The sequence below is a fragment of the Pleomorphomonas diazotrophica genome, from assembly GCF_002844595.1.
GTDB classification, from domain to species: domain Bacteria; phylum Pseudomonadota; class Alphaproteobacteria; order Rhizobiales; family Pleomorphomonadaceae; genus Pleomorphomonas; species Pleomorphomonas diazotrophica.
This window is the reverse complement of record NZ_PJNW01000016.1, coordinates 149,184-162,050: the sequence shown is the minus strand read 5'-3', so window position 1 is coordinate 162,050 and position 12,867 is coordinate 149,184. Positions and strand designations below refer to the sequence as shown.

At 65.0% G+C, this 12,867-nt stretch carries 11 protein-coding genes; 1 reads left to right on the top strand and 10 read right to left on the bottom strand.

Features of this window, described 5'->3' with window-relative positions; genetic code table 11:
• Window positions 1-38: 38 nt before the first annotated feature.
• From groES to CXZ10_RS18430, 6 genes are all read right to left on the bottom strand, one after another.
• Entirely contained in the window at window positions 39-326 is a 288-nt protein-coding gene (gene groES, locus CXZ10_RS18455) for a co-chaperone GroES (protein ID WP_026782155.1), read from the bottom strand.
• A gap of 155 nt (window positions 327-481) precedes the next feature.
• On the bottom strand, window positions 482-1,375 hold the full coding sequence (locus CXZ10_RS18450; protein ID WP_101290828.1) for a DMT family transporter: 894 nt from the start codon (window positions 1,373-1,375) through the stop codon (window positions 482-484).
• A 132-nt stretch (window positions 1,376-1,507) separates the two neighbouring features.
• The gene (locus CXZ10_RS18445) at window positions 1,508-1,996 is read right to left on the bottom strand and encodes a GNAT family N-acetyltransferase (RefSeq protein ID WP_101290827.1); all 489 of its coding nucleotides are present in this window, start codon (window positions 1,994-1,996) and stop codon (window positions 1,508-1,510) included.
• 4 nt (window positions 1,997-2,000) lie between these two features.
• On the bottom strand, window positions 2,001-2,585 hold the full coding sequence (locus CXZ10_RS18440) for a hypothetical protein (RefSeq protein WP_101290826.1): 585 nt from the start codon (window positions 2,583-2,585) through the stop codon (window positions 2,001-2,003).
• Between the two features lie 226 nt (window positions 2,586-2,811).
• Window positions 2,812-4,140, bottom strand: a complete 1,329-nt coding sequence (locus CXZ10_RS18435) for a sigma-54-dependent transcriptional regulator (RefSeq protein ID WP_101290825.1) — start codon at window positions 4,138-4,140, stop codon at window positions 2,812-2,814.
• Between the two features lie 209 nt (window positions 4,141-4,349).
• The gene (locus CXZ10_RS18430) at window positions 4,350-4,544 is read right to left on the bottom strand and encodes a heavy-metal-associated domain-containing protein (RefSeq protein ID WP_101290824.1); all 195 of its coding nucleotides are present in this window, start codon (window positions 4,542-4,544) and stop codon (window positions 4,350-4,352) included.
• Between the two features lie 242 nt (window positions 4,545-4,786).
• Here CXZ10_RS18430 and CXZ10_RS18425 point away from each other — a divergent pair, with 242 nt between their 5' ends.
• A complete protein-coding gene (locus tag CXZ10_RS18425) occupies window positions 4,787-6,193 on the top strand; it encodes an EAL domain-containing protein (RefSeq protein ID WP_101290823.1) in 1,407 nt (468 codons plus the stop codon).
• A gap of 134 nt (window positions 6,194-6,327) precedes the next feature.
• Here CXZ10_RS18425 and CXZ10_RS18420 read toward each other — a convergent pair whose 3' ends face one another.
• From CXZ10_RS18420 to CXZ10_RS18405, 4 genes are all read right to left on the bottom strand, one after another.
• The gene (locus CXZ10_RS18420) at window positions 6,328-6,993 is read right to left on the bottom strand and encodes a hypothetical protein (protein ID WP_143741565.1); all 666 of its coding nucleotides are present in this window, start codon (window positions 6,991-6,993) and stop codon (window positions 6,328-6,330) included.
• A 71-nt stretch (window positions 6,994-7,064) separates the two neighbouring features.
• On the bottom strand, window positions 7,065-7,568 hold the full coding sequence (gene lspA / locus CXZ10_RS18415; protein ID WP_101290821.1) for a signal peptidase II: 504 nt from the start codon (window positions 7,566-7,568) through the stop codon (window positions 7,065-7,067).
• A complete protein-coding gene (gene ileS, locus CXZ10_RS18410; RefSeq protein ID WP_101290820.1) occupies window positions 7,565-10,525 on the bottom strand; it encodes an isoleucine--tRNA ligase in 2,961 nt (986 codons plus the stop codon). The genes lspA and ileS overlap by 4 nt, the downstream gene beginning before the upstream one ends.
• A 381-nt stretch (window positions 10,526-10,906) precedes the next feature.
• Window positions 10,907-12,808, bottom strand: coding sequence for a methyl-accepting chemotaxis protein (locus CXZ10_RS18405; protein ID WP_180336072.1), 1,902 nt, complete (start codon window positions 12,806-12,808; stop codon window positions 10,907-10,909).
• Between the last annotated feature and the right edge of the window lie 59 nt (window positions 12,809-12,867).

Below are 12,867 nucleotides of genomic sequence, written 5' to 3'. Positions count from 1 at the left end.
AATGAGAGGTTAACGGAGGACTGAACGGACTGATCGGATCAGCCGATGATGCCCATCACGTCGGATTCCTTCATGATCAGGAGGTCCTGACCGTCGATCTTCACCTCGGTGCCCGACCACTTGCCGAACAGCACCTTGTCGCCGGCCTTGACGTCGAGAGCGACGAGCTCGCCCTTTTCATTGCGAGCGCCAGGGCCAACGGCCACGACTTCGCCCTGCTGGGGCTTTTCCTTGGCGGTGTCCGGGATGATGATGCCACCAGCGGTGCGCTCTTCGGACTCCAGCCGGCGAACGACGACGCGGTCGTGCAGGGGACGGAACTTCATGTTCGGCTCCTCATTTGTCAAATGCCCGTGGTCTGCGCGCTTTTGCCTCACAGGCCACGGCGAAAATATCTACTGTTAGCACTCATGAGTGACGAGTGCTAAGCGGGCCGGAGATAGGCTCAAGTCGGTTGTCTGTCAAGAGTGGGTCCGGCGTTTTACGGACGAGCGTCATCCAGACCGCGCCTGGCAGGTGTGGCGGCCGGCTGGACCACCACGAGGCAGGCGCCGACGATGATCGCCGCGCCCACGAGAGTGTGGACGCTGGGCACCTCACCGAAGAATATCACGCCGAAGGTAACCGCCCAGATCAGAGCCGTGAACTCGAAGGGGCCGAGCAGCGTTGCCGGCGCATGCTTGTAGGCCCAGGTGATGGCATAGTTGCCGCCGGTGCCGAGCGCGCCGATGGCGAGGAACATCAACAACGTTTCGCCGGGTATCGGCTGGAACCAGTAGAGCGCGAAGGGAAGCGCCACCACGGCGCTGATGGCATTCTGAACCAGGATCATCTGGGGCACGCTGTCGTGAACGGTGTCCCGGCGCGACATGATCATGGAGAGAGCGTAGGCGACGGCCGACGCAAGCGCCATCGCAAAGCCGAGCGGGCTTCCCACCTCCGAGCTAAGCTTTTCGGCGAGCATGACGACCACGCCGAGAAAGCCGAAGGCGGCGGCGAACAGCGCGCGGCGCGTTATCGGGTCGCCAATCATCGCCGCCGAAATCAGTACCATGAAGAAGGGGGATGTGAAGGTAAGCGCCACAGTCTGGGCGAGCGGCAATAGGTTAAGCGCGCCGAAAAACAGCGTGGCGCAGGAAAGACCGGCCAGCGACCGGCCGACGGCGCGCCGGACGGTGGGCCAGGCGGGGCGGAGCTGGTCTTGCGCTGCCGCAGATCCCGCCGAAAAGATCAGGCCGGCGGCATAGCGCAGGAACACGACCATCGCGAGCGGTGTGCCATAGGTCGTCGCCTTGACCAGAGCGTCCAGGCCCGAGAACAGAAAGACGGCGAGAAGGGCGGCGCCTGCGGCGTAAAGGCGCATCGACGGCTGCATGACATCTCCGGGACGAAACGCGGGCGAACGGCGGCTTCTACGCTTCGCCTGCTTCGGCGGCAAGGCCGGAAGGCAGGCTGAAAGACCTGTGCGGCGGAAAGTTGGCAACAGGCGGTGCGGCTTGCGGAATCCTCAGCGGCCGAGCTCCAGGCGATAGGCGAGTTCCCAGCAATCGGTGGCGTCGGGAACAAAGCGGACGACCGGCTGGCGGGCGAAGCCGAGCTTCTCGTAAAACCGATGGCCGGAGAGAAAGCGAGTGTCGCTCCAGAGTTTCAGCGTCCGCCCGCCGCGCCGGACGACTTCCTCGATCGCCGTTGCATAGAGGCGTTGCGCCAGTCCGGAACCGCGCTGCCGACGGTCGAGATAGACCTTGTTGATCTCGAAGACGCCATCACCGTCCGGTGAAGATACGGCGAAGGAACCGACGATGGCACCGCCATGCTCGGCAACGAACAACCGGCCGCCCCGCCTTTGGTAATGGCTGGCCGGCGCGGCGAGTTCGGGAAAATCGGCGATGACGAAGGGGCAGCCCTCATACTCGCCGAAAACGGCGGCGATCAGACGAGCAATGCCTGCGCCGTCGGCATCGATGGCGGGCCGAATGAGGGGCTGCTCGATCATGAGGTCAGTTGGCCGGCTTCTCGGCGATGGTGAACGGCAGCTCGAACTCCCCCTTCTTGTCCGAGTTGCGGTCGCTGAGCTTGGTCACCAGCACATAGTCTCCGGGCTTCAGCCCCTTGAAATTGTAGACTATATAGACTTGGAACTCCTTGTTTCGCCGACGCGACACCATGTCGAGCGAGGCAAATCCCTCCTGGGCGTGCAGGATCTGGCCGCGGGGAGTGCGCAGCTCGAAATCGGCCGAAAAATCGATCTTGAAAAGGTCGCCGTCCTTGCCGAAGCCGTAGCCGAAGGGTTCGGCATAGACGAGCATCTGCTCGTCGGGCTGGAAGACCGCGTTGGGTCGGGTCGAGTAGATGCCGAAGCCAGCCGGCTTGCCGGTCACGAAGGTGGCTTCCGAGAAGCCGAGCGGCGCGGCATCCCAGGCGGCATTGAAGGCCGCTTCGAGCGCGGCCAGGGCCTCGACGGACTTGCCTTCCGCAAGCAGGGCCTCAGCAGCCTTGGCTTCGTCAAGGATCGGTCCCGCCATCGCCGTCGACGCCGCCATCAGCGAGGCGGAAAACGCCGCAAGAAAACCCAACCGGTGCATGACCACTTGTCCTTCCCCCGGGAGCATTCGCCGATCAGGCTGAACCGGCCTGAACAGCAGACGGTCGCCATGCGAATGCCCTAGTCATTCCACAAAACGCGGCAGGCATCTGACGAACACCCGGGTGGGGCGGTAGGCCTTGCTGCCAGGGCGATTGCGGCCCGCGACTATCTTACTGATCCGTTGCCGCTTTTCCAAGATCACGGCCGCTTCTTCGGAGAACTACTCAAGCGCTTCGGGCAGCCATTGCTTCCTCGATGTCGCGGCGCTTTCGATAGATGGTCGAAGGGCTGATCTCAAGAGCCGCTGCGGCCTTGGCTATGTTGCCGTCGAAGGCGGCGATCGCCTCGTCGATCACCCGCGCCTCCTCCATCCAGAGCGGCCTGACCTCGGCCGCCAGCTTCTTTCTGGGCGTAGCGGCGATGGCCGCCGGCGCGACGATGATCGGAACCACCATGTCGGCGGTGACGAGATCGCCGGGGTAGAGGGTCATCAGATTTTCGAGCGCGGCCCTGAGCTCGGCAACGTTGCCCGGCCAGGTGCGACCGGCCAGACACTGCACGGCGGCCGCGGTGAAGCGCGTGTAGCGCGACCCGCTGTCTCGGTTGATCTGCCGCACCATGGTATCGACCAGCAGCGGGATGTCCTCGGTCCGGTCCCTGAGCGGCGGTACGGCCAGAGTCAGCACGTTGAGGCGGAAATAGAGATCCTGCCGGAGGCCCGCGGGACCACTGAGGTCGTCGAGCGGGCGCCGCGACGAGGCGATGATGCGGACCGACAGGCGGTGACCACCATCGAAACCGGCGATCTCCCCAGTATCGAGAAAACGCATCAAGGCCATCTGCGCGGGATCGGGAAGGTGCCCCACTTCATCAAGGAACAGCGTGCCGCCGTCGGCCGTGGCGAGCGCTCCGTCCGGCTCGGAGAGGTCGGCTACCAGACGATCGACTGGAGTTCGCGCGCAATCGAGCGTTACGAACGGCCCGTTGCGGCGGCGCGACCGCCCATGAACGGCACGAGCCACCAGCGACTTGCCGCTGCCAGCCTCGCCGGAGATGAAGACCGGCCCGAGCGACGGCGCAACGCGCAGGATCTGTTCGGACAGTGCCCGTGTCGCCGGCGAGGAACCGATCAAGCCATCAGCTTCATCGACCGTGTTGGCAATGCTCTCGACAAACTGACGCTCCACACGGCGGGCGAAGGCGGTACCGTCGACCGGCTTTTCGATGAAGTCTGCGGCACCCGCCCGGACGCAGGCAACGGCCGCCTGCACGTCGGTGGGGTCGCCCATGGCATAGACCGTGGTGGGCGTGAGCTGCTCGGTGAAAGCTCGGAAAGCCGCCGGGCCGCCGATGGTCTCGAGGTCGATGGCAACGACATCGAAGGTTTGCTTGCCGGCCATGACGCGCGCGGCATCATGCTCGGCCGTCTCGAGGATCAGCATCGGCCGGGCGATGCGTGCCTCAAGAGCCTTGCGCACGACCCGCCGTGACGAGACGTCCGCATCGACGATCAAAAGACGAACCGTCGATGTGCTGCGCGGGCCAACCGACATCGGAAAGCGTTCCCTGTCAACCAGTTGCAAATTGCACTGCGTACTGGCGGAACTCTGCCCCGATCATGGTAAATAAAGGGTTGATAACCGTTAACAGGACGTCACGGTCGGTCCTGAGAACCGGATTCCTGCGGCGGAAGCCTGTCTCAAAACAGGTGCTTCCGCTCAGTCCTCGCGAGCGACGTTGGAGCCGCCCAGAAGAATCGGCATCACGCCGCCACTTCGTAGCCGGCCGCCTCGATGGCGTCGCCCAGTACCTTGGCATCGGCCTTGGTGTTGACGCTGACCTTACCGGCGGCGAGGTCGACGGTGACCGTGGCATCGGCGTCGACACGCTTGATCGCTTTCTCGACCGAGTTGGCGCAGCCGCCGCACATCATGCCTTTGACGTTGAGTTCGATCATGTTTGCCCTCAGGTTTTCTGCGGTCGGCGACTGCCTGCCGACGAGCCGCGACGAACATGGGACGTTGGCGGGCAGGGGTCAAGGCGGCGATCGGTGGTCGCAGGATGGATAAAGCGACCTTCGAGTAGCGAAATCGGCTGAAAACCCTTGGAAAACCATTGTCCGTCTTCGCTTCCGCTCACGAAAACGGCAACAATGCCATGTGATTCGTTGCGTGGTTTCGTGTTGGAGTGGGCAGGCGAATGAACCGGTCGTCATCGACGATGATCTTGATCGCCATGGGCGTGATCGCCGTTTCGGTCGCGGTGGTGCTGTATTTCCAGCTTGGCCTGTCGGCAGGATCGGCACTGGTGATCGGCATCGGCCTGATGCTCACCATGGTCACCGTGCAGCAACCGATGGAACGGCGGCGGGAGCGAGCCTGGATCGAGAGCCGTCTCGCCGAGATCGCCGCCGTCGCCGGCGACGGTGAGGCCGAGATCGAGAAAGTCGCCGCCCGCCTCAACCGCCTGGAGCAGGCGTTACCCGGTCGCGTGCGCGAGCAGACCGGCGAACTCGCCGCCGAGGTCGAGGTGGTGGGGGAACTGCTGCGACAGGTGACCGAGACGCTGGCCGAGCTGGAATCCACCGTTGAAGGGCGCCTCGACGGCGTCAACGCCCGTTTCGGTGCCCTGGAGCGGCACATTCGGGAGGCCGAGGACGCCACCAACCGACGGGTGCGCCGGGTACGATCCGACGATTATGTCGACGAGGGGCGTCACGGACGGATGAGCGATGCGCGAGGCGACGTCTCGGCCAGCATGAAAAGTGCGCTGTTCGTTCCGGACACCGATCCGGCTTTCGAGCGCGACGTGGAGCGCTTGATCCGCGAGGAGCAGATCGAGCTGCATCTGCAGCCGGTTGTGACACTGCCGCAGCGGCTCGTCCGGTCCTACGAGGTGCTGACCCGCCTGAAGGGCGCCTCCGGTCTGATACCGGCCGCCGAGTTCATTCCCGTTGCCGAGAAGAGCCGGTTGATCGCCAAGCTCGACACCTATCAGGTGATCCGCGCCTTCCAGATCCTGAAGCGACTGACCCAGCGTAACAGCGACGTCGGCCTCTATATCAACCTGTCGTCGGAAAGCCTCGCCTCGTCCACCTTCTTCCGCGAGTTCCAGGGCTTCCTCTCGCAGAACAGGGTCATGGCCGACCTCGTGCAGTTCGAGTTTCGCCAGGAGGCGCTTGCCGACATGGGGCCGCTGGAGATCGAGAGCCTCAGGGCGGTGGCCGACCTCGGCTTCCACTTCTCGATCGACAACGTCACCGATCTGCGGGCCGACTTCCGCCGCTGGTCCGACCTCGGCTTTCGCTCGATCAAAGTGGCCGCCGACCGGTTGCTTGGTCGGGCACCGCTGGTCACCGGCGATATCCATGTCGAGGACATGGCTGGCCATCTTCAGCGCCAGGGCCTGACCCTGATCGTCGACCGGGTCGAGCAGGAAGCTCAGGTGATCGACCTTCTAGACTACGGCCTCGCCTTCGGACAGGGTAACCTGTTCTCCAGCCCGCGTCAGGTCCGGCCGGAAGTGCTCGGCGCCCAGGCTGCGACCGGCGCCGCGACGCGGCCTGCGGCGGCTGCCGGCGAGCGGGTCGGAGCCCCGCGTCGGTAAGTACCACGTGGACAAGCATCGAAGAGATGCGCCGACCTGCCCTGATGGGAAAGACCGTTTGCCGGACGACAAAAAAGCCGCGGGATCCGCGGCTTTTCTCTTGGTCTTCCGAGAAGAGGACGGCGCTTGCCGCCTTACCAGAACTTCCACCAGGACTTCTTGGACGCGCCCGGAGGCGGGGTGCCGTCGTCGGTGGTCACCGGCACGCCGGCCGCCGGTTCCAGATAGGCGACGGGCGGTTCGACCAGCGCCTTGCGTACCGGCCGGCCGTTGGCGTCGTAGAGCCTGCTCGCCCCCTCGCGCGGCATGTTGCCGAGCTGGCTGGGCATGATCGGCTTGGCCTGCTCTTCAAGACTGTTGGGCGACGACATGGGGCGGCTGCTCTCCGGCAGACGAACGGCCGTCAGCTCGGAGGGCGAAATCTGGTTCTCGTCGTCGCCACGCGCTGCTTCCCGGGCGGAAGCGGCAGCCAGCGTGCGCCGGGTCTTGAGATCGTTGTCTTCCGGCCAGGTGCCGGTCGCTTCAAGCCGGTTGGGATCCTCGGGCGCCGCCAGGGCCATGCGGTTGGGCGGCACGACGAGCGGCGCGCGCGGCGTGTAGTTGATCGCCGTCTTACGCGAGGGAACGGCTCCGAGGCCTTCCATCACGGCGCGGCCCATCGACACGTTGGGAACTTCCGTCTCCGGATCGTCCTCGGCGACCGAGGTGCCAAGCGCCGAACAGGCGGAGAGGCTCAGGACAGCGACGGCGAGAAGAGCGTAACGCTTGCCGGTCAGCAGATTGGTCATCGATATCGTCACTCTCGCTCTCGTGCCGGGTCAGCCATGACCCGACCCTCGTTCCGGTCAGCGACTAGCCGACTTTTGAGGCATCACTGTGGCTTCAAGCGCAGAGACTCATACAGGAGTGCGCCCACCCCTGCAACGATGGCGCAGTCAGCCAAATTGAATACATACCAGGAAAACGAGCCATAGTGGAGATAGAGGAAGTCCACGACGCCGCCGAACACCACGCGGTCGACGAGATTGCCGAGCGCGCCGCCGATGATCAGCGCCAGCGCCAGGCAGGCGACCAGCCGGTCGCGCGACCGCCATAGCCAGATGGCGAGCAGCACCGTCGCCAGCGCCGTGAGACCGATTAGCAGCCAGCGTCCGAGGGCCTCGTGTTGCTGAAACAGCCCATAGGAAATGCCCATGTTCCAGGTCAGCACGAAATCGAACACCGGCAGCACCGAGATGCGGTCGCCGTCCGGCAGGCTGGTGTGATTGAGCACCCAGTATTTGCTCGCCTGATCGGCGATGAACGTCAACAGGACGACGGCGAGCGCGGCAAGCCGCGTCCGCCGTGTCCGAAGATCGCTTGACGTCGCCGTCATGCGCCGGCCGCCAGCTCGCGCAACGCCTGGGCGTCGCGGAGCGTCACGTCCGGATACTCCGGATCGCTGCCCACCTCGGGCAGGATCTTCCAGGAGCGGGCGCACTTGCGCCCCTCGGCAAGCCTGGGCACCACCGCGACGGGCGTGCCGTCGTCGAGCCGGAAGGCACCGTCGGGCGCCGGGGCATCGGTGACGGCGATCTGCGAGGTGATGCAGATCTCGGCAAAGTCGAGACCGTCGAGCGCCGAGAGGAGATCCTTGTCCTCGACGTGGACCACCGGCGCCGCCTCAAGGGACGAGCCGATGCGCTTTTCCCGCCGCTCGATCTCAAGCGCGCCGGTAACGGCCCGCCGCACCTTCTTGACCCTCTCCCACTTCTCGTCGAGCGCCGCGTTGGTCCATTCCTGGGGTACCGTCGGGAACAGTTCGAGATGGACGGACGAGGTCTCGCCCAGATGCCGTTCGAGCCAGGCTTCCTCGGCGGTGAACGGGATCAGCGGCGCCAGCCACTTGACGAGATGGTCGTAGAGCACTGCCACCACGTGAAGCGCGGCGCGGCGCTTGAGGCTCGACTTCGGATCGCAGTAGAGCGCGTCCTTGCGGACGTCGAAGTAGAAGGCACTGAGCTCGATGTTCATGAAGTTGAGCACCGACGAGAACACGGCCTTGAAATCGTATTCCCGGTAGCCCTCCTCCACCTGGGCACCGACCTCGGCCAGCTTGTGCAGCATCACCTTCTCGAGTTCCGGCAGATCGGCATAGGCCACCGCGTCGCCATCGTAGTGGGCGAGCGTTCCGAGCATCCAGCGCAAGGTATTGCGGATCTTGCGATAGGCGTCGGAGTTGGTGTTGAGCACCGTCTTTCCGATCCTGAGATCTTCCCAATAGTCGCTTGAGGCGACCCAGAGGCGTAGGATATCGGCGCCCGACTGCTTGATGACGTCCTGCGGCAGAACCTGGTTGCCGAGCGACTTCGACATCTTGCGGCCGTCCTCGGCCATGATGAAGCCGTGCGTCACCACCGTCTTGTAGGGCGCGACGCCGTTGACGCCGCAGGATTCGAGAAGCGAGGAGTGGAACCAGCCGCGATGCTGGTCGGACCCCTCGAGGTAGACGTCGGCGGGCCACTTGAGGTCCGGGCGGCCCTTCAGCACGAACTCATGCGTCGAGCCGGAGTCGAACCAGACGTCGAGGATGTCGCGCACTTGCTCCCAGGCGGACATGTCTTCGACAAAGCCCTTGAGGAAGCGTTCCTTCGCGCCGTCGGCGAACCAGGCATCGGCGCCCTCGGCAAGGAAGGCCTCGCGTAGGCGGGCGGCATAGGCGTCGTTATCCGCAAAATCCGGGCCGGGCAGCAGTTGGCCGGTCTCGGTGTTGCGGAACACGGCGATCGGCACGCCCCAGGCGCGCTGGCGCGACAGCACCCAGTCGGGCCGGTTCTCGATCATCGAGCGCAGGCGCGTCTGACCGGCCGGCGGATAGAAGGCGGTCTCGTCGATGGCGGCGAGTGCCCGGGCGCGCAGCGTGGTGGCGTTCGAGCCGGCCGCCTCGCCGCCGATCGGCCGGTCCATGTAGACGAACCACTGCGGCGTGTTGCGGAAGATCACCGGCTTCTTGGAGCGCCAGCTGTGCGGATAGGTATGCTTGAGGCGGCCGCGCGCCACCATCATGCCGCCGGCCGCCAATGCCTCGATGACGGCCTGGTTGGCATCGCCCTTCTCGCCCTTGTCGGTGAGAACGCGCCGCCCCTCGAAGCCGGGCGCATCGGTGGTGTAGAAGCCGGCGTCATCGACCGGGAAGGGGATGGCCGGATCGATGCCCCGCTCAGCCAGATGCCGGCCGTGCTCCATCCACACCTCGAAGTCCTCGCGGCCATGGCTCGGCGCCGTGTGGACGAAACCGGTACCGGTGTCGTCGGTGACGTGATCGCCGGCAAGCAGCGGCACGTCGAACCGATAGCCGCCGCCGTGACCATTCAGCGGATGAGTGCAGACGAGCGCGGCAAGCGCGTCGGCGGCGACGGTCGTCACCTTCCGGTAGCCGGTCACCTTGGCCTGCTTGAACACGGCGTCGGCGAGCGCGTCGGCGAGGATGTACTTCTCGCCGACCTTCGCCCAGTTGCCCTCCGGCGCCTCGGTCACCTCATAGAAGCCGTAGGCGATCTTCGGCGAGAAGCTGACGGCACGGTTGCCGGGGATGGTCCAGGGGGTGGTGGTCCAGATCACCACGAAGGCGCCTGCGAGCTCGGTCGCGCTCGACTTCACCGGGAACTTCACCCAGATCGTGTCAGACTGGTAATCCTGATACTCGACTTCGGCCTCGGCCAGCGCCGTGCGCTCGACAACCGACCACATCACCGGCTTGGAGCCGCGATAGAGCTGGCCGGACGTGGCGAATTTCAGGAGTTCGGTGGCGATCACCGCTTCCGAGGCAAAGGCCATGGTGGTGTAGGGACGCTTGAAGTCGCCTTCGACGCCCAGGCGGCGGAACTCCTCGGCCTGCACCTTGATCCAGCCTTCGGCATACTGGCGGCACTCGGCGCGGAAGTCGTTGATCGGCACCTCGTCCTTGTTCTTGCCCTTGGCCCGATACTCTTCCTCGACCTTCCATTCGATCGGCAGGCCGTGGCAGTCCCAGCCGGGAACATAGTTGGCGTCAAAGCCCATCATCTGTCGCGAGCGGGTGATGATGTCCTTCAGGATCTTGTTGAGCGCGTGGCCGATGTGCAGGTGGCCGTTGGCATAGGGAGGGCCGTCGTGGAGGACGAACTGCTCGCGCCCCTTTGCGGTCTCGCGCAGCTTCTCGTAGAGCTTCATCTCGTCCCAGCGGGCGATCAGCTTCGGCTCTTTCTCGGGAAGGCCGGCACGCATGGGAAACTCGGTGGCCGGGAGATTGAGCGTGGACGAATAGTCGCGGGTCGGCGTCGCTTCTGACGTCGGGGCGGGCGTGTCGGTCATGGAGTGTCTCGTCGGTGCAGCAGGAATAAGGACTGGCCGGCGCGATACCGGCGATCGGCCAGGGTTCGGCTCCCGGTCCCTCGATCTCCCCGCCTCAGCGGTGGTGCATCGGGGCCGGGCCGATAATTCGCTCTCTGATCCGGCGCGTCGGGGCGCCGAAGGCTCGGATCCGCATGGGCTGTTCCGACAGAAAATAATGAGAGACGGCGCCGCGCATGTCGCCATGGCGCACCGGGGTCGAGCCCGACCGGAACGGACGGCTCAAGCCCTATGATTTCTCCGAGAAGCTCTAGCGACAAAGCGCGGCGAAATAAAGGGTTCGCCGGCAGATTTCTCTGTCCGGCGAACCGATCCCGACCCGTCTGCGACCGGCGTCAGCCGTCAGGCGGCCGCGAGATTTGAGATGAAATGGCGCACCCTGAGGGACAGGTTCGCCGCTTGCTGCGACAGGTCGCCGGAAGAAGCGAGCACCTGCGTCGCGGCGCCGGATGTCTCCTCCGCGGCCATCAGAACGTCGCCGATGCTGGCCGACGTGCGCCCGGTCTCGGCTGCGACGTCGTGGATGCGGCTCGATATCTCGCGCGTGGTCACGGCCTGCTCCTCGATCGCCGAGGCGATGGAGGAACCGATCGCGTTGACCCGGTCGATGATCTCCGACACCCGGCGGATGGCTTCCACCGTGTTGCTGGTTGCCACCTGGATGCGGGTGACCTGATCGCTGATTTGCGACGTGGCCTGAGAGGTCTGGCCCGCCAGGTTTTTCACCTCGGCGGCGACGATCGCAAAACCGCGCCCGGCCTCGCCGGCGCGCGCCGCTTCGATCGTCGCGTTGAGGGCGAGAAGGTTGGTCTGCGAGGCGATGCTGTCGATGAGCTGAATCACCTCGCCGATCTTCTCGGCGGTCGTGGCAAGGTCGCCGACGGTGGAGGCCGCCTCGCGCGCCTCGCCCACCGCCTGGGTCGATATGTCGTGCGACTGGCTGATGCCCCGGCCGATCTCGCCGATCGAGGCGGACAGCTCTTCGGACGCGGCGGCCACCGCCTGCACCTGCGCGGCGATCACTTCGGTTGCCCTGGCGACGCCGGTCGATCGCGTCGAGGTGTTGGTGGCGGTGTCGGTCAGTGTGCCGGCGGCCGCCTGCAGTTCCTGCGCCGCCGACGAGACCGTCGCGACGATCTCGCCGACATTGGAGTCGAAGGCGGCCATGAGGGCCCGCATTTCCTCGGCGCGCTCGCGCCGCCGGCGCGCCTCCGCTTCGGCCGCCTCGCGACGGAGCTGGTCCGCCTCGGCGAGCTTGCCCGCAAAATCGGCGAGGGCGCGGGCCATCGAACCGATCTCGTTGCGAGCCACCGTGTCGGACGACCGGGCGTTATAGTCGCCTGCGGACAGACGCCCCATCCATCCCTCGATGCGTGCGAGGGAGCTTGACACATAGCGCCAGACAACCAGGGCGAAACCGGTGGCCGTGAGCATGGCCAGAACGATGGTCAGATAAGCGAGCCGGTTGGAGGTACTCCGCGTCGTCTCGGCACTGGCTTCGAGTGTGCGGCCAAGATCGGCGGCTACTTTCGTGACGGTCGTGACCAGTGGTTCGAGCGCGGCATAGGCTTCGGAAACGGCCTTCTGGTCGGCTTGCAGCTCCCGCGCCGCGGCGGACCAAGCCTTGAAGGAGGCGCCATAGCCGTTGGCGAGTTCTGCGAGCTGCACCTTTCGGGTCTCATCGATCGGCGCGGCAGCGATCGCTGCCAGAAACTCGGGCATCATCTTGGAGTGCTTGTCGAGGGAGGCATCGTCCCGCCGCAGCATGAAGTCCTTCTCATAACGGCGCAGCATCAGTACGCGGATCGTCTGGTCCTTGTCCTGCAAGCTGTTGAATGCGCCCTCAAGGTCATGCACCTTTTTGCGAAGGTCGCCTTCGAGACCTTCATCTTGCGTCAATCCCATGGCAATCCGGGTCGCCGCCAACTTGGAGAAGGCGGCTTGATAGGCACCGAGCGGACGGCCGATCTCATCGATGGCGGTCATGATCTTGCCGTCGCCAAGGGGACTGGCTTTGCCGCTGAGAGCGGCGAGCCCAGCTCGCGCCTCGGCCACCTGCGCAAGATTGCGATCGGCATAGGTTTTGTCGGACCGCAACAGGAAGTCTTTTTCGGATCGCCGTACCTGCAGCATCAGCTCTTGAAATCCGGCCGCGTCGGAACCGACCTCTCGCCCAAGGCGAGCCGCGGCCGTCGCCGCATCCACCTGTCGGCCCATGTGGAACAGGTTCGTGGCGATTATCACAAAGCCAATGCTTGCGATGATCACACTAAGTAGAATCTGATGTCCGATGCGAATTTTAC

Excerpts from the sequence above, each read along its gene's own strand:
- CXZ10_RS18440 (WP_101290826.1), bottom strand. The coding sequence starts at position 2,585 with ATGCACCGGTTGGGTTTTCTTGCGGCGTTTTCCGCCTCGCTGATGGCG.
- CXZ10_RS18435 (WP_101290825.1), bottom strand. The coding sequence starts at position 4,140 with ATGTCGGTTGGCCCGCGCAGCACATCGACGGTTCGTCTTTTGATCGTC.
- CXZ10_RS18430 (WP_101290824.1), bottom strand. The coding sequence starts at position 4,544 with ATGATCGAACTCAACGTCAAAGGCATGATGTGCGGCGGCTGCGCCAAC.
- lspA (WP_101290821.1), bottom strand. The coding sequence starts at position 7,568 with ATGACGGCGACGTCAAGCGATCTTCGGACACGGCGGACGCGGCTTGCC.
- CXZ10_RS18445 (WP_101290827.1), bottom strand. The coding sequence starts at position 1,996 with ATGATCGAGCAGCCCCTCATTCGGCCCGCCATCGATGCCGACGGCGCA.
- groES (WP_026782155.1), bottom strand. The coding sequence starts at position 326 with ATGAAGTTCCGTCCCCTGCACGACCGCGTCGTCGTTCGCCGGCTGGAG.
- CXZ10_RS18450 (WP_101290828.1), bottom strand. The coding sequence starts at position 1,375 with ATGCAGCCGTCGATGCGCCTTTACGCCGCAGGCGCCGCCCTTCTCGCC.
- CXZ10_RS18425 (WP_101290823.1), top strand. The coding sequence starts at position 4,787 with ATGAACCGGTCGTCATCGACGATGATCTTGATCGCCATGGGCGTGATC.
- ileS (WP_101290820.1), bottom strand. The coding sequence starts at position 10,525 with ATGACCGACACGCCCGCCCCGACGTCAGAAGCGACGCCGACCCGCGAC.